The organism is Neisseria sp. P0008.S004, from assembly GCF_051962755.1.
GTDB lineage: Bacteria > Pseudomonadota > Gammaproteobacteria > Burkholderiales > Neisseriaceae > Neisseria > Neisseria subflava_A.
Genome location: NZ_JBQCUZ010000005.1, coordinates 182,493 through 203,592 on the forward strand (window position 1 = coordinate 182,493; position 21,100 = coordinate 203,592).

General features: G+C 46.3%; 18 protein-coding genes. 10 read left to right on the top strand and 8 right to left on the bottom strand.

The window, feature by feature from the left end; all coding sequences use genetic code 11:
* The first annotated feature begins 67 nt into the window (after positions 1–67).
* A complete protein-coding gene (gene ilvA / locus ACTHSW_RS07200; protein WP_070460689.1) occupies positions 68–1,591 on the top strand; it encodes a threonine ammonia-lyase, biosynthetic in 1,524 nt (507 codons plus the stop codon).
* Between the two features lie 59 nt (positions 1,592–1,650).
* Here ilvA and trmB read toward each other — a convergent pair whose 3' ends face one another.
* The 3 genes from trmB to ACTHSW_RS07215 form a co-directional block, all read right to left on the bottom strand.
* Complete coding sequence (gene trmB / locus ACTHSW_RS07205) at positions 1,651–2,367, bottom strand: tRNA (guanosine(46)-N7)-methyltransferase TrmB (protein ID WP_070460687.1); 717 nt, start codon at positions 2,365–2,367, stop codon at positions 1,651–1,653.
* Between the two features lie 143 nt (positions 2,368–2,510).
* Entirely contained in the window at positions 2,511–3,167 is a 657-nt protein-coding gene (locus ACTHSW_RS07210; RefSeq protein WP_070460685.1) for a response regulator, read from the bottom strand.
* The gene (locus ACTHSW_RS07215) at positions 3,164–4,924 is read right to left on the bottom strand and encodes a histidine kinase (RefSeq protein ID WP_070460683.1); all 1,761 of its coding nucleotides are present in this window, start codon (positions 4,922–4,924) and stop codon (positions 3,164–3,166) included. Before ACTHSW_RS07215 ends, ACTHSW_RS07210 begins: the two co-directional genes overlap by 4 nt.
* 259 nt (positions 4,925–5,183) lie before the next feature.
* Here ACTHSW_RS07215 and mobA point away from each other — a divergent pair, with 259 nt between their 5' ends.
* Positions 5,184–5,765, top strand: coding sequence for a molybdenum cofactor guanylyltransferase MobA (mobA, locus tag ACTHSW_RS07220; protein WP_070460682.1), 582 nt, complete (start codon positions 5,184–5,186; stop codon positions 5,763–5,765).
* A 79-nt stretch (positions 5,766–5,844) separates the two neighbouring features.
* Here mobA and ACTHSW_RS07225 read toward each other — a convergent pair whose 3' ends face one another.
* From ACTHSW_RS07225 to ACTHSW_RS07240, 4 genes are all read right to left on the bottom strand, one after another.
* A complete protein-coding gene (locus tag ACTHSW_RS07225; RefSeq protein ID WP_107810983.1) occupies positions 5,845–8,913 on the bottom strand; it encodes a type I restriction endonuclease subunit R in 3,069 nt (1,022 codons plus the stop codon).
* Between the two features lie 67 nt (positions 8,914–8,980).
* Entirely contained in the window at positions 8,981–10,165 is a 1,185-nt protein-coding gene (locus ACTHSW_RS07230) for a restriction endonuclease subunit S (RefSeq protein WP_070460680.1), read from the bottom strand.
* Between the two features lie 9 nt (positions 10,166–10,174).
* Entirely contained in the window at positions 10,175–12,790 is a 2,616-nt protein-coding gene (locus ACTHSW_RS07235) for a type I restriction-modification system subunit M (protein WP_107810982.1), read from the bottom strand.
* Between the two features lie 446 nt (positions 12,791–13,236).
* Positions 13,237–14,223, bottom strand: a complete 987-nt coding sequence (locus ACTHSW_RS07240; protein ID WP_070460676.1) for a GlxA family transcriptional regulator — start codon at positions 14,221–14,223, stop codon at positions 13,237–13,239.
* Positions 14,224–14,320: 97 nt separating this feature from the next.
* Between ACTHSW_RS07240 and ACTHSW_RS07245 the strand changes: the two genes are divergently transcribed.
* Positions 14,321–15,172, top strand: a complete 852-nt coding sequence (locus ACTHSW_RS07245) for an MBL fold metallo-hydrolase (RefSeq protein WP_440373809.1) — start codon at positions 14,321–14,323, stop codon at positions 15,170–15,172.
* Positions 15,173–15,255: 83 nt separating this feature from the next.
* On the opposite strand, the gene ACTHSW_RS07250 is transcribed toward ACTHSW_RS07245, so the two are convergent.
* Entirely contained in the window at positions 15,256–16,146 is an 891-nt protein-coding gene (locus ACTHSW_RS07250; protein WP_440373810.1) for a LysR family transcriptional regulator, read from the bottom strand.
* 128 nt (positions 16,147–16,274) lie between these two features.
* Here ACTHSW_RS07250 and ACTHSW_RS07255 point away from each other — a divergent pair, with 128 nt between their 5' ends.
* From ACTHSW_RS07255 to ACTHSW_RS07285, 7 genes are all read left to right on the top strand, one after another.
* Positions 16,275–17,123, top strand: a complete 849-nt coding sequence (locus tag ACTHSW_RS07255; RefSeq protein WP_440373811.1) for an aldo/keto reductase — start codon at positions 16,275–16,277, stop codon at positions 17,121–17,123.
* Between the two features lie 50 nt (positions 17,124–17,173).
* Positions 17,174–17,752 carry an NAD(P)H-dependent oxidoreductase gene (locus ACTHSW_RS07260; protein WP_107769350.1) on the top strand — a complete coding sequence of 193 codons (579 nt, stop codon included), beginning with the start codon at positions 17,174–17,176 and terminating at the stop codon, positions 17,750–17,752.
* Positions 17,752–18,057, top strand: coding sequence for an aldo/keto reductase (locus tag ACTHSW_RS07265; protein WP_225905472.1), 306 nt, complete (start codon positions 17,752–17,754; stop codon positions 18,055–18,057). The genes ACTHSW_RS07260 and ACTHSW_RS07265 overlap by 1 nt, the downstream gene beginning before the upstream one ends.
* A 46-nt stretch (positions 18,058–18,103) precedes the next feature.
* The gene (locus ACTHSW_RS07270; RefSeq protein ID WP_283120597.1) at positions 18,104–18,604 is read left to right on the top strand and encodes an OsmC family protein; all 501 of its coding nucleotides are present in this window, start codon (positions 18,104–18,106) and stop codon (positions 18,602–18,604) included.
* Positions 18,605–18,696: 92 nt separating this feature from the next.
* A complete protein-coding gene (locus ACTHSW_RS07275) occupies positions 18,697–19,032 on the top strand; it encodes a thioredoxin family protein (protein WP_070543598.1) in 336 nt (111 codons plus the stop codon).
* 266 nt (positions 19,033–19,298) lie between these two features.
* Positions 19,299–19,610, top strand: a complete 312-nt coding sequence (locus ACTHSW_RS07280) for an ArsR/SmtB family transcription factor (RefSeq protein WP_107769347.1) — start codon at positions 19,299–19,301, stop codon at positions 19,608–19,610.
* A 73-nt stretch (positions 19,611–19,683) separates the two neighbouring features.
* A complete protein-coding gene (locus tag ACTHSW_RS07285) occupies positions 19,684–20,895 on the top strand; it encodes an NADH:flavin oxidoreductase/NADH oxidase family protein (protein ID WP_440373812.1) in 1,212 nt (403 codons plus the stop codon).
* Positions 20,896–21,100: the final 205 nt, after the last annotated feature.

Below are 21,100 nucleotides of genomic sequence, written 5' to 3' on the forward strand. Positions count from 1 at the left end.
ATGGTTTTAACTTTTTCCTCCGGTCGATTTGACCGAATTGCAATTTATTTCCGAACACTAAAATACCATGAACCATTCCCTTCCTCTTTCTGATTATCTAACCCGTATTTTGACCGCTTCCGTTTATGATGTGGCCGTAGAAACTCCCTTGGATTTGGCGCGCAGTCTGTCAGGCCGTCTGAACAATCAGGTTTTGCTCAAACGTGAAGATTTGCAGCCGGTGTTTTCGTTCAAAATTCGCGGCGCGTACAACAAAATGGCGAAGCTGCCTAAAGAAGCCTTGGATTGTGGCGTGATTGCAGCAAGCGCGGGCAACCATGCACAGGGTGTGGCTTTGTCGGCTCAATATTTGGGTTGCCGCGCCGTCATCGTGATGCCGGAAACTACGCCGAAAATCAAAATTGACGCAGTCAAGAGCCGAGGCGGCGAAGTGGTATTGAAAGGCGTGTCTTACAACGATGCCTATGATTATGCGATGGAGCTGGCAGAAAAGGAAAAACTGACTTATATCGCGCCATTTGATGATCCTGATGTGATTGCCGGTCAGGGAACTGTTGGCATGGAAATCCTCCGTCAACACCGCAATATCAATGCGATTTTTGTGCCGATTGGCGGTGGCGGTTTGGCAGCAGGCGTTGCGGCATTTATTAAACAGGTTTGCCCTGAAATTAAAGTCATTGGCGTGCAAACCGATGATTCTTGCTGTATGAAGCAATCGGTAGAGGCAGGGGAAATCGTACATTTGAAAGATGTCGGCCTGTTTTCAGACGGCACGGCGGTTAAAGTGGTGGGCGAGGAAACTTTCCGCCTGTGTAAAGAGCTGTTGGACGAAATTATTACGGTCAATACGGATATGTTGTGCGGCGCGATTAAAGATATTTTTGACGATACGCGCAGCATTACCGAGCCTGCGGGCGCATTGGCCCTTGCCGGCTTGAAGGCTTACGTTGCGAAAAACAATATCCAAGGTCAAAATTTGGTTGCCGTCACCAGCGGTGCCAACATGAACTTCCACCGTCTGCGCCATGTTTCAGAACGCAGTGAGCTGGGCGAGGGCAACGAAGGTATTTTCGCCGTTACCATTCCTGAAGAAAAAGGCAGCTTCCTTAAATTTATCAATGTCTTGGGCACTCGGAACATTACCGAGTTCAACTATCGCTACGGCAATGACAACAATGCTCATATTTTTGTCGGCTTGCAAACTGCCGGTGCGCAAGACTTGGCTGTCATCAGTGAACAACTGACTGAAGCAGGCCTGCCCAATGTCGATCTGACCAATGACGAAATCGCCAAAATCCATATCCGTTACATGGTCGGCGGACGTACGGAAAAAGTATCCGGCGAACGCTTGGTCAGCTTTGAATTTCCGGAGCGCCCCGGCGCATTGTCCCGTTTCTTGAACCATATGCGTGCCGAATGGAATATTACTTTGTTCCATTATCGCAATCATGGTGCGGACTACGGCCGTATTTTAGTCGGTATCGATGTACCTGAAAGCGACAATGAGGCTTTTGCCGACTTCTTGGATAGCTTGGGTTATGTCTATAAAGAAGAAACCGACAATCCGGCTTATAAACTTTTCTTGGCTTAATCAGTAAGATAAAAGGCCGTCTGAAATTTTTCAGACGGCCTTGTGTTTTATGTTTGGCTTTATTTCTTACGGAACACCAAGTCCCAAACGCCATGACCCAATCGTTTGCCTCGGGCTTCAAATTTGGTTTCAGGACGATAATCAGGCGTAGGGGCGTAATCGGCAGCCGTGTTTTGCAAAGAGTCGAAACTGCTCAAAACCTCCAGCATTTGCACGGCGTATTCTTCCCAGTCGGTCGCCATATGGACATAGCCGCCACTTTTGAGTTTGGGCAACAGCTTTTCAACAAATGGCACTTGTACCAAGCGGCGTTTGTTATGGCGCTTTTTGTGCCAAGGGTCAGGGAAGAAAATATGAATGCCGTCTAAAGAACCGTCTTCCAGCATCTTTTCTACTACTTCCACTGCATCATGACGCATCACGCGGATATTGGAAATGTGTTCTTCCTCAATCAGCTTCAAGATATTACCGACGCCCGGGCCGTGAACATCAATCGCTAAAAAGTCGGTATCGGGCAGACGTTTGGCAATTTCCACTGTCGCGACGCCCATACCGAAACCGATTTCCAAAACTTTAGGATTATCCCGTCCAAAAGCATGGTTCAAATCCAAAGGAGCTTCTTGGAAGTCCACACCAAATTGCGGCCACATTGTATCGATGGCGCGCTGTTGGGCTGCGGTCATATGGCCTTGGCGCAAGACGAAACTGCGGATGCTGCGTTTGTGTTCTTCTGGAACGGTATTTTCGGGCGTATTTTCTGGAATGTTTTCAGACATGTTGTTTTAAATCAGTGAGAAATCAAATAAAAAGGCCGTCTGAAAGAATCAGACAACCCTGCATATAAATCGGCGTGATTATAGCGAATAAACGCTTTTCCTGAAACCTTTCAACAACAAGGTTTCAGGTTCAGACGGCCTTTTTAAGACAATACCGGTTGCGGTACTTTGTGTTGCACTGCATAAACCGCTGCTTGGACGCGGCTGCTTAGGTTTAACTTGCGCAACAGGTTTTGTACATGCACTTTGACGGTTGACTCAGCCAAATTTAAATGGCGGGCAATGATTTTGTTGCTGTGTCCGGCGGCAAGATAGCCCAAGATTTCCATTTCGCGCGGGGTCAGTTGCTCCAGCAGATGGTCGGAGCGGGAAGGAGAAGGGGAAATCAGCGATTGCACCAAGCGGCTGGTCATTTCTGGAGAAAAGACGTTGTCGCCATCGACAGCTTTGCGGATGCTTTCTAACAGGAAGTCGGCGTTGATGTTTTTCAGCAAAAAGCCTTTTGCACCCATACGCATACATTCGGTCAAATCGTCGCTGTCTTCAGAAACGGTCAGCATGATGACGGTCAGCTGCGGATTGATACTTAAAATTTGAGCCAATGCTTCGCGGCCGTTCATGACCGGCATATCCAAATCCAGCAAGACTACATCAGGCTTGAGCTGCTCAACCATTTTTACGCCGGCCAGGCCGTCTGAAGCTTCGCTGACGACTTCAAAATCAGGCTGGCGGGAGAGCAGGGCTTTGATGCCGCTGCGAAATAGGGTGTGGTCGTCAATAAGGGTAATTTTAATCGTCATGATGCTGTTCTCATTTGTTGCGGCAAAGTCAGCATAACCGCCGTACCTTGCCCAATCTGCGATGTAATGGCCAATTCTGCGTTAATCCGTTGGGCCCGTTCCTGCATAATGCCCAAGCCGACATGTTCGCCTGAAGGCCGGTTTGATAGGTGTTCTTTATTAAAGCCTGCGCCGTCGTCCCGAATTGTCATGACAAAATCGCCGTGGTTGGCAATTTCGACGCTGACATGTTGCGCACGCGCGTGCTTCCGGATATTGGACAGGCTTTCCTGCAAAATGAAGATGATCTGCAAATGCTCATCATAATTCAAAGCCTGCCCGTCGTCCTGCCATTTTAAATCAACTGGAATACCGGTTTGTCGTTCAAAACGCGCCAGCAGCGATTCTACCGCTTCAGGAAAATCTTTATTACTGATTTTGGTGCGGAAATTCATCAAAAGTTCGCGTACGTCCTCGTAGCATTCCTGCACGCCATCTTTGATAAAGCCGATATTTTCTTCTGCCTGCTCGCGTTGGTCTGAAGCAAACGCGCTTTCCAGCATTTGTACCTGCAAATTCAAAAAGGTCAAAGCTTGTGCGATGCTGTCATGCAAACCTTGCGCAATCAAGTTACGCTCCTGCAAGACTGCAAGCAGGCGGCGCTCTTGTTCCATGCGGTTGTTGGCGATGGAAATGCCCAGCTGTCCGCTTAAGGTATGCAGCAGTTTTTCGTCTTGCTCATCAGGCATATGGCCGTCTGAAAAATACAGGGCCAATACACCGAGCTGTTCGTCTTGGTAAACGATTGGGAATTCTACACGATTTCCCTCTTCGGTTTCACCGACACTTGCCGCCAAGTCAGAGCGTTTGCGTTCTTCATCGGAAAGATATACCGTACCGCCCAAAGCGGAAAACGCCGGCAGAATCTGAGCCAAAAATTCTTCTGCGGCCTGTTGCGGCGTAAAGGTTTGGTGCAGATTGCGCGTGGTTTGGTAGAGCAGGGTCAAATCACGGTTTTGCCGCGCCAAGTCTTGGGTTTGTTTGGCAACTTGTCCTTCCAAGTCTGTATAAAGCGTATGCAGACGGCGGCTCATTTGGTTAAAGCCCTTGCTTACTTGGGCAAACTCACGGATCTGGTCTGTCTCGATTTGAACGCCGAAATGCCCTTTACTGATGGTTTCTACGCCATCACGCAGTTTTTCCAAGGGGCGGATAATCCATGAGTAATGCCAAACAATCATCAAACCAGCAGCCACAACAATCATCAGCATCATGGCCATTTGAAAGCGGCGCAGCCACAAGGTATTTTGCTCGTTGGCATTTTCCATCGCCTGTAAAAACAGCTCAATATTGCCGGCAAAACGGTATAAGCCGATTTGGGTCGGACGCTCGTAATGTTGCAAAGACGGCTTGATATTGGATTCCCAATCAATCAACAGCATCGATTGAATCAAGTCGTAAGCCAACGGCGTTTGAGACGGAATCAGCGGATGAATGGCATCACTTTGCGTCACATTGGCCAGCGTACGCTCAAATTCTTTGATTTGGTTGTCAATTTGCGCATTGGGTGTACGGACACTTGCCATATAGGCCAAACGATACACCTGCATTTTCAAACTGCCTGCATCTTCAATCGTTTTAGCCGCGTTTTCCAAACGCCAAGAAAGCAGCAGGGTAAAGACAATCGACAAAAATGCCGAACTGACCCATAAAAAAGTCAGCAGTTTTAAACGCGAAGACAGGCTCAGGCCGTCTGAAGATCCGGAGAATAAACGCATAATGCACGCAGGGAAACTAATCCGATAATCTTATAAAAATATCATTCTTTCGGCCTATAAACAACCTGTCTAAAATAATTGTGTGGTTATGATAAGAAAAAACAGGGGTTTAATGTAAAATCATGTTATGATAAAATTCATCTCAAGTGAATTAAATCATGAAAATAAGGTTTCAGACGGCCTGAAACCTTGAAACTTATCCAATAAACACAACATCTTGAACCACACTCCATACTCTGCTTCGCAAAGGACTACCAAAATGAAAATTTTCGCACTGATATTGGCCGGCGGGCAGGGAAGCCGGATGGGAGGTGTCGATAAGGGGTTGGTGCAATGGCATAACAAAGCCTTGATAGATCATGTTATCGAAAAAATCCGCCCGCAAGTCAGCCATATCGCCATCAGTGCCAACCGCAACCTTGAATCTTACGCCCAACGCAGCGCGCACGTTTTCTCGGATTCGCGCCAATGGCAGCATTACGGCCCTCTAGCCGCTTTATGTACTGCCGCCAACGATTTGCAAATTGCCACTGCCGATTGGCTACTTATCGTATCCTGCGATATGCCGCGTTTGCCGGAAAATTTGGTATCCCAATTTGAAACCATCGCTCGGCGCACGCCATTGTGCAATGCATTCTATGTGGAGACCTCTGCCAGACCGCATTACAGTGTGATGTTCATCCGTCCGCAAATCCTGCAAAGCACTGTGCCATACCTTTATTCAGGAATGCGCAGCATCCGCGGCTGGCTGCAGCAACAGCGCGCGCGGGTTGTCCATTTCCCTTATGAGCAGGATTTTATCAGCTACAACACGGAAAACGATTTGGCCCAGCCTTTGTAGTTGGGTCAGTAAGGGGACTAATGTTTAGGTAGAGATATGCTAACTTGATGATTATTTAATATCTTTCAATAGGTAATAACTATCTTGTAATTAGTTCTCTTAGAAATTCATCAATCCGTATATTTAAATAAAATATACGTTCTTCGTTAAAATAAACTTTGGCTTTTTCCCTATCGACTGTTGCTTTTAGGTCATTTAGTCTGCCTAAGTCCAAATTTTCACTGGTATATTTTCTTGCCAACAGTGCACGTAGCAAATCTCCATCCAGCCCTAAACCTTTAATTACTTTTAGCACCTTATCGTTGGCATCTTTTTGTTTGTAATCAGTAATGTAGTCGCTCAATGCCAAACTTGGGTCAAGCTTAATATCACCGGATTGCACATCGTGTAAAAACAACTCAGCAAATTTTTGATCTTCTTTAGAAAGCGTAGCAAAAGAGTGGTGTAGCTCCTCAAGTGCAGCAGCTTCTTCTATGCCGCCGATGGTTTTAAGCCATTTTTCAAAACGGGCATTCATATAATTTTGATCAATTTTATCGGTTTCGATTTCATTGATATACGAACGCAAATCAAATGGCACATCATCGCTACCTCCACCGCCGCCGCCAAGTTCTTCTTTAAATAAATCTTTATAACGTGCCAGCAGTTTATCGTAGGTCTCTTGATCGAAATTGAGTGTGGCAGTGATCACGCTGTCGTCTTCCTGTACCACGTCATAGCTTAATTTTTCCCACACAAAACCGAGCAGCCGCGCAGCCTGCAAGTGCTCGTTGAGCTGATTGAATAGTTTGACAAACTTCGCACACGCAGTTGCATCATCAGGATTGGTTGCAAAATCTGCCACTCCCGCACGTTTGAAAATATCGGCAATATCGGCAAAGCAGACATTCATTTTATCGATAACCTTATCCAAATTATCCACAAATAGCCCCATTGGGCGGTCGCCCGAATAGAGCTTAACGGCTCGCTCAATATTGCGTTGCATCGTATGCGGCTTGCGGTAATAGCGGATTAACCCAAAAGGCTTATCGGTTTTGTCGCATAAGCGGTTAGTGCGGGAAAACGCCTGAATCAGGTTGGCGTAATCCAAAATTTTGTCCAAATAAAGCGTATTGAGCCATTTGCTGTCGAAGCCCGTCAGCATCTGATCAACCACAATCAACAAATCCAGCTGCTCGTCGGGCTTGATTCTCTTATACGCATTGATATGCGACAACCTATCCGACAAATCCGTTTTAAATCGGGAATAAGTGGCGTAGCCGAAACTTGTGCCAAACTGGGCGTTGTAATCGGCCAAAATTTCGGCAATCCATTCTTCTTTATCACTTCCCTGCCCATCATTAAGGATATTGGGATCGAAAAGGGCAGTCAGCTTCAGCCCGGAATTTTTGACTTTAATTAAGCGGTAATAATTGACCGCTTCGGGAATAGAGCTGGTGGCAAAAATGGCATGATATTTTTTGCCTTGGCTGAGGCGTTGCCAATTTTCCAGCATGTCGTCGATCACTGCATTCACATGTTCCGGCGTTTGATATTGCACATTGGGTACATAATCTTCAATGCCTTTTTGATATTTGCCGTCTGAAGTATATTCTCCCGCCATCGGCACATCGTTTATAAATTGATTGTAGATTTTTTTCTTTTGGTCATCGGCAAATACTTCGCTTTCATCTGTTGCTTTGGCTTCTTGCAAAGCGACAGATCTGCGTAAATCGCTGTCTTTAAAGGTGCGGATATGGAAGGGGTGAAAGCCCAGCACATTTTCATCACGAATGCCGTCTGCAATCGAATATCGGTGCAATTCATTACCGAAAACCGTGGCAGTGGTTGAATTTTTCTTAGCGTTTTCTTCTTCAATCGGCGTGCCGGTAAAGCCGAAGAAAATCGCATTGGGGAAGGTGTGCTTAATGGTGAGCAACATATCGCCAAAAGTAGTGCGGTGGGCTTCATCAACGATAAACACCAAACGTTTACCACTGATTTGCTCGATGTCAGCCTCATTTACCCCTTCTTCCGCCTTGATATTACTCATTTTTTGAATGGAGGTAACGATTAAGCGGTCGCGGTCTTGTTTGCTTTTCAGCTTAGCGAGCAAAATGGCGGTGTTTTCCGTTGCCTGCACATCATCTTTACTATCGGCAAAATTCTGATATTCCTCCAGCGATTGCTTGCCCAGCTCAATACGGTCGAGCAAGAAAATCACCTTATCCGCATCTTTACGGCGGCTGATTAACTGCGCCGATTTAAAACTCGACATCGTTTTTCCCGAACCGGTGGTATGCCAAATATAGCCGCCGCGCTGATTGCCCGAAGCCCAATCTGTCTTTGCCACCGTGTCAGCAATCTTGTTGACCGCATAATACTGATAGCTGCGCAACACTTTCAGCTGCTCGTCTTTCGCATCGGCAATGGTGTAATCGCCGATAAACTGGTGCGCCATCGGAATCGAGAGGAAATGCGTTGCCACCTTATCCCAATCGTTCATATACACATTATTGAAATCCGCCCAACGGAAATAAAACGCAGGATTTAATTGACCGCCGGTATTGGCAAAATAGCGGCATTCTTCCGGCGTCATCGCCACAAACACCTGCACCAGGCTAAAAATGCCCGAAAACGCGCCTGCCTTATGGTATCGCTCAATTTGATTGGTCGCTTGGCTGATGGGCACGCCAGAGCGTTTCAGCTCAATATGAAACATCGGCATCCCATTAATTAACAACATCAAATCGCCACGCTGTTTGGGGTATAAATCCGAACGAGGGGTGAAATGGGGCTGCTGGGCAATTTGATAGCGGCTTTTGCCGGCAGAAATTTCCTCACGGTCAAAAATATCCAGCGACACTTCCTTGCCGAAATGACGGCTTTTCTCATTTTCACGCTTGATGGCCACTGTTTTGCCGTTGATAAAGCCGTTTAGCGCATAAGGCGTTTTCAATGCCTGCACCTGCTCCAAAATCTGGTTCATTTCCGTGCGAATCAACGGCACATCAAGCTTGTCGATATGTTGGTTGGTTTTATTCAAATGCCCCTGCCAGTTGGCAATTAACTTTTCTTCGGTGGGATAGCGCAACACTTCCTTTTCCCAGCTTTTAGTGGACAGCAAGGCAATCAGTGCGTTTTCAAAATCAGCTTCTTTATTAAACATTCTTTTTCTCCGTAAGGGCGCTACTACAATTTTTCAGACGGCCTTAATCATGGGTAGGAACACAGCCCTATACCAACATCGCCGCCAACAGCCCTTTTTTAAGTTGGTTTAATTTTTCGACTTCTGCCGTCTGTAAGGCAATGGTTTCGTCCAGTTGGCGGAAGAACAAACCGATGGCGGTTTGTTCTTTTTTATCTTTTGGAAATTCAATTTCAATTTCCAACATTGTGCTTCCATTTAATTTAGCTCGACCACCACCAACTAAAAATTGGGAAATATCCATTGATTGAAAGCGCGAAAATAAAAAAATATTATTTAAAATTTCAGATTTACCTTGCAAAATATGAGCATGGTTATTTACCCAACACTTCCCATTAACATACTGAACAGGATAGTTCTTTAAATCATTTGCACCATCTTCTGCAATTAATACAAACTCTCCATTATGAGTGAAACCATCAACATAATCTTGTATCCCATTTGCTCCAAAATAAGGCGTATTGCCTGAAGTTCTTTTGTTTTCAGATACTGGGATACGTAAATTATCAAATACATTAACCACATCTTTAAGTATTTCTCGCTTCCACCCCCCCTCAAACCCTTTAAAGCGGATTTTTGGTATTTTTTCACCGTTTGCGGGGAACATTTTTGCCAGCATTGCCTTTTTAAGCTGACGGCTTTTTTTCAATACCGCACGGCTCTCGGCAATTTGGTTGTCTAAGCGACGGAAAAACAAACCGAGGTGGGTTTGTTCGAGGAAAGAAGGAAAGGAAATTTTGCAAGCTCTTAAATCATCATTACGTAAGTGTACAACCGATTTTCCTTGTGCTTTTTTAGCTAATTCTTGATTACTTTTCCCATTCGTTAAAGTTAAAGCTAAAAATGGTGAAGCAATATTCTCATTAGGTGTAATGATATTCAAATCTCCACCTAAAATTACATCTTGCTGATAAACCGCAGACGCACGAGCAATATCTTCAGCCGTTTCTCCTGAAGCTGGCACAATAACTTCATTTCCTAAACTTTTTAGGGCATTTTTATCACAAGAAACAAAAGTATCTACATTTTCAATAATATTTTCATATTTTGTATAAAGACGACCATACAAAATTATTGGAAATCCACTATCTGTTAAATCTGATTTAGAGTAACCACTGCCTTTTGTAAAACTAGCATTCTCGCCCAACACTTTTTCTTCCCACGCCCCCGTAAACCCCTTAAACCGCAAACGTGGCTCTTGTTGTTTATTCATTTTGTCCCCTTAGCCTTTCAAAATCGCCTGCCATGCGGCAATGCCCTGCAAATTAAATTCGCTGCCGGTGAGTTCGTCCATCATTTGTGCCAGTGCGGCGGCGCTTTCCTGTTTGCGTTGGCTGATGTGCTGATAGGTGTCGGCATATTTGTCGCAAAGTGCGGTCAGTCTTTGGCTGAATTGCGCCAGCATGTTTTCAGGCAGCTTGCACATCGCCTCATTAAGCGGAACAAACCATTTTTGACGGAGCAAATCGAGGGCTTCGGCATCATCCAGGGATTCAATGGCGGCTTTGGTTTTGCTGTGAAGCTCGGCGGATTGGGTTTTGAGTTCCGCCTTGAGCGTTTTTTCTTCGGCAAGCAGTTTATAGGCAGCCTGCAATTTTGCGCCCAGGCTTTCTTCGGCAAATATGTGTTTGTCGATGGCTTTGGCTAAGTCGGATTTTTTGGCGATTGCTACGCCGTCGGATTCCAATTCTTGTTGCAAGGCTTTGGGAATTTCGGCATTGATAAAGCCGTCGCCTTCTTCATTGACGGCAGGGCAGGCTTTTTCTTCTTCGCTGAGGTTTTCCAAAATGCTTTGCATTTCGGCGGCAATTTCCGCCAAGCGGGTTTCTTTGGCTTTTAGGTTTGCCAATTCCTGCGGCAATTTGACGGCCTGCACCAATTCAAACGGCAGAATATGCCCCACCCAGCCGTCTTGTACTTCGGCTTCTTTTTTGGTTTTGCTGTCTTTTTTCAACACCATAAATGGATCAACCTGCTTAATTGCCTGTTTGCCTTCAGTTTGAATCATCTCCAAATCGGCGGCAATGCCTGCCACATCGGCGCGCCATAAGTCATCGAGTTTTTGATAGGCGGTATAGAAATCCAATAAGGGCATGGCCTGCACTTTTTGGCGGATGAGTTCTGCAAGCTGCTGCTGGGTTTGGGAGATATTGAGCGTTTCCATCGGCTCAATCAGCAGGGTTTCCAAGCGAGCGGGGAAATCGGCAAAGTTTTGGGCAAATTGCGCTTGATAATTCAGCACGCTGGCGTGGCTTTGCATGGCGGCTTTAAGATTGTCGGTTTTCGGCTGCACATAAGGTGTGCCGTTATCGGTAAATAAGGCCGTCTGTAAACCGTCAAAGGCTGCCCAATAGTCTGCAAATTGTGCCAGCTCGGCTTTGGGAATACCGCCGTGTATGGTGGCGAAAATATCCCATTGCTCCGTCGGTTCGGCGGAATCGACATAGCGCGGAATATTGAGGTTGTAGCCGTTTGCCACAATTTCGGCTTTCGGCACAATGCGGGAGAATTTAGGCAATTCCCGACGATGGGTCACGCAATCGACAATGCGCTTGATGTCGCTTGCCTGTAAATGGTTGTTTTTGCCCACTTTGATGAAATGTTTGGAGGCGTCAATCATCAGTACGTCATTACGTTCGCGCTCTTGGCGTAAAACGACGATGATGGTGGGAATGCCCGTACCAAAAAAGATATTGGCAGGCAGCCCGATAATGGCATCGATATGATTGTATTCAATCAGATTTTTGCGGATTTTCTCTTCTTCGCCACCCCTAAAAAGCACGCCATGCGGCAAGACGATGGTCATGATGCCGTCGGGTTTTAAGTGGAAGAGGTCGTGTAATAGAAAGGCAAAATCGGCTTTTGCCTGCGGGGCGATGCCAAAGCGTTTGTAGCGGATGTCGCCTTCTTTGTCTTTGGGATTCCACGGCTGGGAATAGGGCGGATTGGACACTACGGCATCCAGATACAGCGGATCGCCTTCCAGCGGCCAGTCGTCTTCTAATGTGTCGGCGTTGCGGGTGAAAATATTGCTCGGCAAAATGCCGCGCATGACCAGATTCATGCGCGTGAGGTTGTAAGTGTTTTCTTTTAATTCTTGTGCGTAATATTTGATGCTGTCGGCGCTTTTGAGATGTTTGGCAACGCTATGGCCGATGTTGATCAGCAATGAACCTGAGCCGCTGGTCGGGTCGTAAATGCTGATTTCTTCACGGTCTTTGAGATGGTCGGCAATGATTTCAGACATCAGCAAAGATACTTCGTGCGGCGTATAGAATTCGCCCGCTTTTTTGCCTGCGTTGGCAGCAAACATGCTAATCAGGTATTCATAAATAAAGCCCAATACGTCATAGCCTTGTTTACCGTCCATCGGAATATCGGCAATCAGCACGAAAAGGTCTTTCACCGCATTGGTTTGGCTGGCGGCGGTATCGCCCAATTTGCTCAAACCGGATTCTAAGGTTTTAAAAATGCCGTCAAAAACTGAGATGTAGTTTTCTGCAATATTGCGGCTGAAAGCGCTCATTGCAGTGCGGACGTTGGCAATATTGAAATCCGAGCCTTGGGCTAACCAAGTTGAGAATAGATGTTCGTAGCTGATGAAATAGCCGAGGTTTCTTTTGATATGGTTGACAAGATCCACGTTAGATTCGGTAAGTTCATCGGCAAAATTTGATTTTTCTAAGCCTTGTTCAAGGGCAAATTTCTCCAGTTTGTCGGACAAAAATTTGTAGAAAATAAAGCCTAAGATGTAGTCTTTGTATTCGTTCGCTTCAATTTTGGAACGCATTTTATTCGCAGATTGCCAAATTTTGGCTGCAAGTTGTTGTTTATTCATTTTTTCTCTTATTGGTTTTTGATTTTATACATATTGCGGTATTTATGATTGCTTGGTGCAGGCTTTGCTATGATAAACCATCAACACGGTGTTTACATAATTTACATCGTAGAGGGAGTATGATTCATCGATGTAATGAAAAATGGTAGGAAAGCTCACATTACACAAAGGCCGTCTGAAACTTAACTTTCAGACGGCATCTTGTATCCATATAAGAGCCGCTATCTCTATTGGCGAGGATGAGATTGAGATTGTCATCTTTGAATATAAATGATTAGGATAGAACAAGCGTTTGGATTTTGAAGATGATTTATAAAAACTCTTTGAAATTTCTCTACTCTTTGAAAAAGAAAAAAGGCCGTCTGAAAAGTACAGGCTGCTTTTTGGGTTTTCAGACGACCTCCAAAGCAGCCTGCACTCAGGTATTTTGGATTGACTAACGCAAGCTATCTGCCAAATACTTTCCGCCAGGCATTCGGATTGATCTTAAACTTGGCTTTAAACTGCAAGCGCAGGTTTGCCGCGCTGCCGAAGCCGCTTTGTTCGGCGATGCGTTCTATCGGCAAATCCGTATTTTCCAATAAATCCTGTACCTGCCATAGCCGCTCTGTGGTGAGCCATTCACCGAAATTCATACCTGTGGCTTGAGAAAAATGGCGGATAAAGGTTCGGCGGGAAACGGCTAATTTTTTTGCCAAATCGTCCAAGCGGTATGGGGTCGCAAGGTTTTGGCGCAGTTCGTCCAATAAGTGATTGATTTTGTCATCGGCGGTACGACGTTCGACAGGTCGGTGGATAAACTGTGCCTGCCCGCCTTCGCGGTGTGGTGCCGCAACCAAGGTACGAGCAAGGTCGTTGGCAACGGTTGCACCGTGGATTTTGCGGATGAGGTACAGACAGCAATCCAGCCCACCCGCCGCACCTGCCGATGTTAAAAAGTTGCCGTCTTCCGCATATAGGCGGTTGGTATCTAGATGAATTTTAGGGAAACGGCGGACAAAGTCGTCTTCTGCCAGCCAGTGGGTGGCGGCGGTTCTGCCGTCTAAAAGTCCTGTGTAGGCAAGGGCGTAAGAGCCGTAGCATAGGGCGACAATATGTGCACCACGTTTCGCTGCCCGCTGTAAATTCTCAGCCAGTTCCGGCGTCGGGGTTTCTTCAATGTTGCGCCAGCCTGCGATGACGATGATGTCGGCTTCTTCCGTCAAATCTAGGCCGCCATGTATGGGAATGCTTGCGCCCAGTGCCGTGATGACGTCTTTGCTGTCATCGGAACAGATTTTCAGGTCAAAGAGCGGATTGTCCCGATAGGTCGTCTGAAAAACAGAAAAGGGAATGTTGAAGACAAAATCATTCATGCCCGATTGAGCATATAGCACGATTTTGGGGACAGCTTGATTTTGGCGAAACTCGTTACGCTCGTTTTCAGACGACATTTTGGCACTATCCTTACGTTTATTGGCAATATTGCCTATTTTAGCCGATGCACCTGCTGCTTAAAATACGCTCCATGATTTTTTAAGGAGCAACATCATGAAATCCAAGCAATTTATTCTTGCCATTGTTTTGGGCGCGACAGCCTTTTCCGCTTGGGCAGACGATTCATACCAACATATCCGTAACGCTACCGCCAAGATCGAATATGCGGGGCAGACGTTTTTGATTGACCCGTTTTTCGCCCCCAAGCATTCCATGAACGGCTTTGCCGGCACGTTCAATAACCAAGCCAAAATGCCGCTGGTCGGGCTACCGATGAGCGTGAATAAAATTTTGGACGGTGTAGATGCAGTTATCGTTACCCATACTCACGAAGACCATTGGGACGAAACCGCCGCACGTTCCATTCCGAAAAAACTGCCCGTATATGTGCAGCACCAAGCCGACGCAGTAAAAATCCGCAGCCAAGGCTTTACTGATGTACGCGTGTTGAACGGCAGCGCTGTCTTCAACGGCGTAACCATCAGCAAAACCGGCGGCGTACATGGTACAGAAGCCATGTATGCCAACCCGCAGCTAGCCGAAATCTTAGGTGATGCAATGGGTGTGGTATTCCAAAGCAACGGACATAAAACCGCTTATGTTATGGGTGATACTGTGTGGACGGCAGATGTAAACAAAGCATTGAACCGCTACAAACCCGATTATCTGATTATGAACACGGGCTACGCGCTGATTTCAGGCATTTCAGACGGCATTATTATGGGGACGGCTGATGTATTAAAAGCCAGCCAAGTCATGCCTAAAGCCAAAATCATCACCGTACACATGGATACCGTGAATCATACCGCCGTCAGCCGCGCCGATATGCGTAAATTTATACGCGGTCAAGGCATTGAAAGCCGTGTGAACGTTCCGGAAGACGGAGAGACTGTGAGGCTAGATTGATAAGCGGTCATCTTTTAAAGAGAATTTGCAAAAATACTGGAAAATTTGACCTCTCTTTGTTATGAAAAAGGCCGTCTGAAATTTCAGACGGCTTTTACTTTTAACGCATCCACAATCAACTTAAATACATTGGAATGCCCGCGGCGGCTGGGGTAATAGAGGTAAAACGGTTCGTAAGTGATTGCGTATTCAGGCAACAGCTCGACCAGGTGCCCCGAATTGAGTGCATCCGCTACGCTCATATGTGCTATCCACGCAATGCCAAGGCCGTCTGAAACGGCTTGCCGGCGCAGATGATTGTTGATGGAAAAGTGCGATTTTGGCGTGAACGTAATCAGCTCTTTTTTGTATTTGAATTCCCACTGCATCTCCGTGCCGTGTTCAGCAGAGAGTTTTATGCCGATAAGGCGGTGCTGTTGCAGATCATCAATATTTTTCGGCGAACCGTATTGCGCCAAATAATCGGGCGAGGCAACCAATACCATTTTGAGCGGTGCAGAAATCGGCACGGCAATCATCTCTTTCGCCACATCGTTGCCCAGCCGCACGCCTATGTCAAACCCTTCTTTCACAATATCTGCCCAGCGGTCGTCCACCACGATTTCCAAGCGGATTTTCGGGTATTGGTTCAAAATCGGCTTTAATTTTGGATACAACACGGCTTCCGCTGCCATTGCAGGGGCATTGATGCGAATCAATCCCGATAGCGTATTCAAAAAATCATTTAAAGCATCGACTTCTTGGTTTATGGCTTGATAAAGCGGAGAAAGTTGGTCGAAAAGCTGCTGTCCGGCTTCGGTCAGCGACACATTGCGCGTAGTGCGGTTGAGCAGGCGCAAATTTAGCCGCGTTTCTAAATTTTTCATGCTGTGGCTCAACGCCGAAGAAGAAATCCCCAAAAGCTGTCCTGCCTTCACAAAACTCTGAGTTTGCGCCAGCGTCAAAAAATAATTCAGCTCGTTAAAGTTCTGCATTTTCCTACCCCGTTTTAGGTGATTAGTGAATTTAATTCACGACATCATAAAACCAAACCTAATTTATCTCAATAAAAACACGGGCTAAAATGGCTACACGTTTATGAGAACAAACAGGAGACAATATCATGCAAAACATCACATTAAACAACGGCGTACAAATTCCTGCACTTGGTTTCGGCGTATTCCAAATTCCGCCCGCAGAAACTGAACAGGCCGTGATTGCCGCCATCAAGGCAGGCTATCGTCACATCGACACCGCGCAGGTTTATATGAATGAAACCGAAGTCGGTTTGGGGATTAAAAACAGCGGCGTGGCACGCGAAGAATTGTTTGTTACCACCAAAATTTGGGTAGAAAATTTCGGCTACGAAGCCGCCAAGGCCTCGCTGGATCGTTCATTAGGCCGTCTGAATTTGGATTACATCGATATGGTGCTGATTCATCAGCCTTACGGCGACAGCTACGGTACATGGCGCGCGCTGGAAGAATATCAGGCAGCCGGCAAAATCCGCGCCATCGGCGTGAGCAATTTTTCGCCGGTGCGTGCGGTAGATTTGGGGCTGTTCAATAAAGTGATGCCGCAAGCCAATCAGATTGAAATCAATCCGTTCCAACAAAAAACCGAAGCCGTTTCCGCTTTGCAGGCTGAAGGTATCGCCGTGGAAGCATGGGCGCCGTTTGCCGAAGGTAAAAACGATATTTTCCACAATCCCGTGTTAAGCAAAATCGGTGCGAAATACGGAAAATCCGTGGCGCAGGTGATTACCCGCTGGCTGATTGAGCGCGACATCATCGTGTTGGCAAAATCCACCAAACCCGAACGCATGGCGGAAAACCTGAATGTCTTTGATTTTGCTCTCAGTGATGAAGATAAAGCCGAAATTGCCAAACTGGACGGCACGTTCGACGCCATCGTCAATCACGACACGGAGGATAATTTGAAACGTATCGCTTCATGGAAAACGGGACAATAACCGTAAACATCACATCCTTTTTTTATAAATTATTTATTCTAGGAGTAAAAATGAACATTTTATTATTAAACGGTGGTAAAGCTTTCGGCCATTCGCATGGTGAGTTAAACAACACGCTTCACAAAAAAGCAAAAGAAGTTTTGATCGCACTTGGACACAATGTAAAAGAAACTGTGATTGATGCTGGCTATGATGTTGAGGCAGAAATCGAAAAATTCTTGTGGATGGATGCCGTGATTTGGCAGATGCCTGTTTGGTGGATGCACGAGCCTTGGACAGTGAAGAAATACATAGACGAAGTATTTATCGCTGGACACGGCAAACTTTACCACAGTGATGGCCGTCATCGTGTCAGCCCGACCGAAGGCTTCGGTACAGGTGGTTTATTGCAAGGCAAAAAACACATGCTTTCGCTTACTTGGAATGCGCCGATTGAAGCGTTCACCCGTGAAGGCGACTTCTTTGAAGGCAAAGATGTGGATGCTGTGTACATGCCTTTCCACAAACTCAACGAGTTCATCGGTTTGACCCGTCTACCGACATTTACATGTAACGATGTAGTTAAAAATCCACAAGTAGAACAATACTTCGCAGACTACCAAGCACATTTGAAAAAAGTGTTCGGTTAATGATAAAACATCAACTTGAAGCGGTGGGCTTTTGCCCACCATTTTGTCAGTCGCTAATTGGTACGAAATACGGCAAATCCATGGCGCAGGTGATTACCCGCTGGCTGGTGGAACGCGACATCATCGTGTTGGCAAAATCCACCAAACCCGAACGTATGGCGGAAAACTTGAATGTCTTTGATTTTGCGCTTAGTAATGAAGACAAAGCCGAAATTGCCAAACTGGACGGCACGTTCGCCGCCATCGTCAATCACGACACGGTGGATAATTTGAAACGCATCTCCGCGTGGAAAATGGGCGTGTAAGTGTAGCGAAAAACCATCTGCAATTCATCATATGAAAGGACAAAACATGATTAACGGGTTAGATATCGAACGTTTCCGAACTACCATGGCAGCGATTGAAAACGACCATACAAAAGGCAAGGCAAGATTACGCGCCGATTCGCGCTGGGTATCCGGCACAAAGAACGAAATCTCCGTGCGCCGCTTCCCAGCCTTTACCACAGACGAACCGAAAAACATGGGCGGTGAAAACACCGCCCCAAATCCGATGGAATACCTGATCGGTGCTGCGGCAGGCTGCTGCTCCATAGGTTTCGAGTTGCAAGCAGCACAGGCAGGCGTGAAACTGGAACAGTTTGAAATATCCGCAAGGGGCGGTATCGACATGGCCAAACTGTTCGGCATGGAAGATGGCTACAGCGGACTGGATAATCTGGTGCTAACCGTAAAAGTAAAAGCCGACGCAGACCTTCCTACCCTGCAAAATTTCGCCGACCGCTCAGCCGCTACCTCCCCAGTGTTGAACAGCCTGAAAACGCGGGCAAAAGTGGTTGTGGAAAAAATCTAGACGACTCAAACCGTTTTCTTGTTTTCATTTCGTTGAAAGCCCCTTTTCTAGACAACTTGAAACGTGCTTAATCGCTCAAAGGAGTACATGACATGCAACAACTGCACACTCTGAAAGACATCGAACAGGCCATCGCCACACACCCTTTAGTATCACTGTACATCAAAGCCCCAATCTGCGGTGTTTGTACGGTCGTGGCCGCCCAGCTTGACTCAGCTTTGGCGGTGGAAGGAAATGTGTATGCTGTAAAAGCCGATATTGCTGAAATACCCGAAATGGCTGGACGTTTCCACGTACTGACCGCACCTGCATGGCTGCTGTTTTATCAAGGCAAGGAAGTAGAACGGATGGCCCGCTTCATCCCTCAGGCACAGATGAAGCAGACATTGGCAAAATGGACAAAAGTAGCAGAAAGCGAACATCAGTAACCGGTCTATCAATGTTTCAGACGGCTGCGGTCTTGATAATGATGCAAGCGGTCAAATTTTTAAGATGATTTGCAAAATACTTAAAAATTTGACCGCTCTTTATTACGAAAAGGTCGTCTGAAACGGCTTGTAGACTGAGATAATGATTGATGAAAAGCGGTGATTTATACATTAAAACAACTTCCTGAAAATCCCCTTTGACATTCCCCATCTTTCCCTTTAAAATACGTTCAAATTTTTAAACATATAAACTTAAAAGGCCGAATATGCCGCAACAAACCATGAATTTAATGCGCGAGTGCATTCCCATTTTTACCGTGTTGAGTGATGAAAACCGCCATCAAATCCTGCGCGTGCTGTGGGAACACGGCAAGATGAATGTGAATGAGCTGACCGAGCATCTGCATCTGTCGCGTCCTGCGGTGTCGCATCATTTGAAAATCATGCTGCAAGCCGGGGCGGTGGCGGTGGAGCAGGTCGGCAAAGAGCGGTTTTACAGTATTGCCATGGCGGATGCGGTGGCGAAATTGAAACAGCTTGCCGATTTGATGGCTCAAAATTGCCCGCTTTCAAAATAGGGTTATCCGTTAACCCTTTATTTTTACCCAAATACGTTTACATTTTTAAACTTATCAACTTAAAGGAACGATTATGTTATTCACGCCATTCACTTTTCAAAACGGTAAAACCGCCAAAAATCGCATCTTCAAATCCGCCATGGAAGAGCAACTTGCCCAAAACGACCAGCCGTCTGAAAAACTCGTCCGCCTGTACGGCACTTGGGTGCAAGGCGGCGCGGGCGTTTTGGTGACGGGTAATGTGATGGTTGCTGAAAGTGGCAAAGGTTCGATAAACGATGTGGTGATTTCAGACGACCGCAGCCTTGAGATGCTGAAAAAATGGGCGAAAGCCGGCACGCAAAACGACACCTTGCTCATTATGCAAATCAACCATGCGGGCAAACAGTCGCCTGCGGTGGTCAATAAAACGCCGCTTGCGCCGAGCGCCGTGTCGTTGGTGGGTATGGACGGCTTTATCAATCCGCCGCGCGAATTGACTGCCGATGAAATCAACGGGCTGATTCAGCAATTTGTGCAAACCGCGAAAATTGCCGAACAGGCAGGCTTTTCAGGCGTACAAATTCACGCCGCGCACGGCTATCTCATCAGTCAATTCCTCTCGCCGCACCACAACCGCCGCCAAGACCAATGGGGCGGCAGTTTGGAAAACCGTATGCGCTTCCTTTTGGAAACCTACACCGCCATCCGCGCCGCTGTGGGCAAAGATTTCTTGGTGGGTGTAAAACTCAATTCGGCGGATTTCCAAAAAGGCGGATTCGACGAAAGCGAATCGGTGCAGGTGGTGCAAAAACTGTCGGAAATGGGCATTGATTTTATTGAAGTTTCCGGTGGTAACTACGAAAGCCCGCAAATGCTCGCCGCCAAAGACAGCACCCGAAAACGCGAAGCCTTCTTCATCGATTACGCCGAAAAAGCCCGTGCAGTCAGCCAAGTTCCACTGATTATCACCGGCGGCTTCCGTTCGCAAACCGCCATGGAAGACGCACTCTCCAGCGGCCATTTGGATTTAGTCGGCGTCGCCCGCCCGTTTGCCTTATTCCCTGATTTGGCAAACAAAATGCAAAACGGCACTTACCAAACCGTACAAACCGACCGCATCAAAACTGACGTAGCATTTGTTGATAAAAAAGCAGGTGCAATGTTGGAAATGAACTGGTATATGACGCAAATGGACTTAATTGGCCAAGGTAAACAGCCTGATCCCAAATTGTCAGCATGGAAAGTTTTACTGAAAACTTTGTGGGAAAATGGCAAAGTCGGTTTAAATACTGGCAGATCTTGATAGGGTAAGCAGGGATTTGAAGGAGGATTAAATTTTAAAATTTAACCGTATTTAAAAGTATGAATATAAATAAGTTGATACTAAAAAACCATTTGAATCTTTAAGTTCAAACGGTTTTTTAGAATTTACGATAAAGACATTAATACAGAAAAGACCTTGTTTTAGTTGAGATTTAAAATAAAAAATAATGAGTAGATTTAAAACG

Bases quoted from the DNA above. Each gene is read 5' to 3' on its own strand.
- ACTHSW_RS07230 (WP_070460680.1), bottom strand. From the start codon at position 10,165: ATGAATAAACAACAAGAGCCACGTTTGCGGTTTAAGGGGTTTACGGGG.
- ACTHSW_RS07245 (WP_440373809.1), top strand. From the start codon at position 14,321: ATGAAATCCAAGCAATTTATTCTTGCCATTGTTTTGGGCGCGACAGCC.
- ACTHSW_RS07235 (WP_107810982.1), bottom strand. From the start codon at position 12,790: ATGAATAAACAACAACTTGCAGCCAAAATTTGGCAATCTGCGAATAAA.
- mobA (WP_070460682.1), top strand. From the start codon at position 5,184: ATGAAAATTTTCGCACTGATATTGGCCGGCGGGCAGGGAAGCCGGATG.
- ACTHSW_RS07260 (WP_107769350.1), top strand. From the start codon at position 17,174: ATGAACATTTTATTATTAAACGGTGGTAAAGCTTTCGGCCATTCGCAT.
- ilvA (WP_070460689.1), top strand. From the start codon at position 68: ATGAACCATTCCCTTCCTCTTTCTGATTATCTAACCCGTATTTTGACC.
- ACTHSW_RS07225 (WP_107810983.1), bottom strand. From the start codon at position 8,913: ATGTTTAATAAAGAAGCTGATTTTGAAAACGCACTGATTGCCTTGCTG.
- ACTHSW_RS07275 (WP_070543598.1), top strand. From the start codon at position 18,697: ATGCAACAACTGCACACTCTGAAAGACATCGAACAGGCCATCGCCACA.
- ACTHSW_RS07280 (WP_107769347.1), top strand. From the start codon at position 19,299: ATGCCGCAACAAACCATGAATTTAATGCGCGAGTGCATTCCCATTTTT.
- ACTHSW_RS07255 (WP_440373811.1), top strand. From the start codon at position 16,275: ATGCAAAACATCACATTAAACAACGGCGTACAAATTCCTGCACTTGGT.
- ACTHSW_RS07265 (WP_225905472.1), top strand. From the start codon at position 17,752: ATGATAAAACATCAACTTGAAGCGGTGGGCTTTTGCCCACCATTTTGT.
- trmB (WP_070460687.1), bottom strand. From the start codon at position 2,367: ATGTCTGAAAACATTCCAGAAAATACGCCCGAAAATACCGTTCCAGAA.
- ACTHSW_RS07240 (WP_070460676.1), bottom strand. From the start codon at position 14,223: ATGTCGTCTGAAAACGAGCGTAACGAGTTTCGCCAAAATCAAGCTGTC.
- ACTHSW_RS07250 (WP_440373810.1), bottom strand. From the start codon at position 16,146: ATGCAGAACTTTAACGAGCTGAATTATTTTTTGACGCTGGCGCAAACT.
- ACTHSW_RS07285 (WP_440373812.1), top strand. From the start codon at position 19,684: ATGTTATTCACGCCATTCACTTTTCAAAACGGTAAAACCGCCAAAAAT.
- ACTHSW_RS07210 (WP_070460685.1), bottom strand. From the start codon at position 3,167: ATGACGATTAAAATTACCCTTATTGACGACCACACCCTATTTCGCAGC.
- ACTHSW_RS07270 (WP_283120597.1), top strand. From the start codon at position 18,104: ATGATTAACGGGTTAGATATCGAACGTTTCCGAACTACCATGGCAGCG.
- ACTHSW_RS07215 (WP_070460683.1), bottom strand. From the start codon at position 4,924: ATGCGTTTATTCTCCGGATCTTCAGACGGCCTGAGCCTGTCTTCGCGT.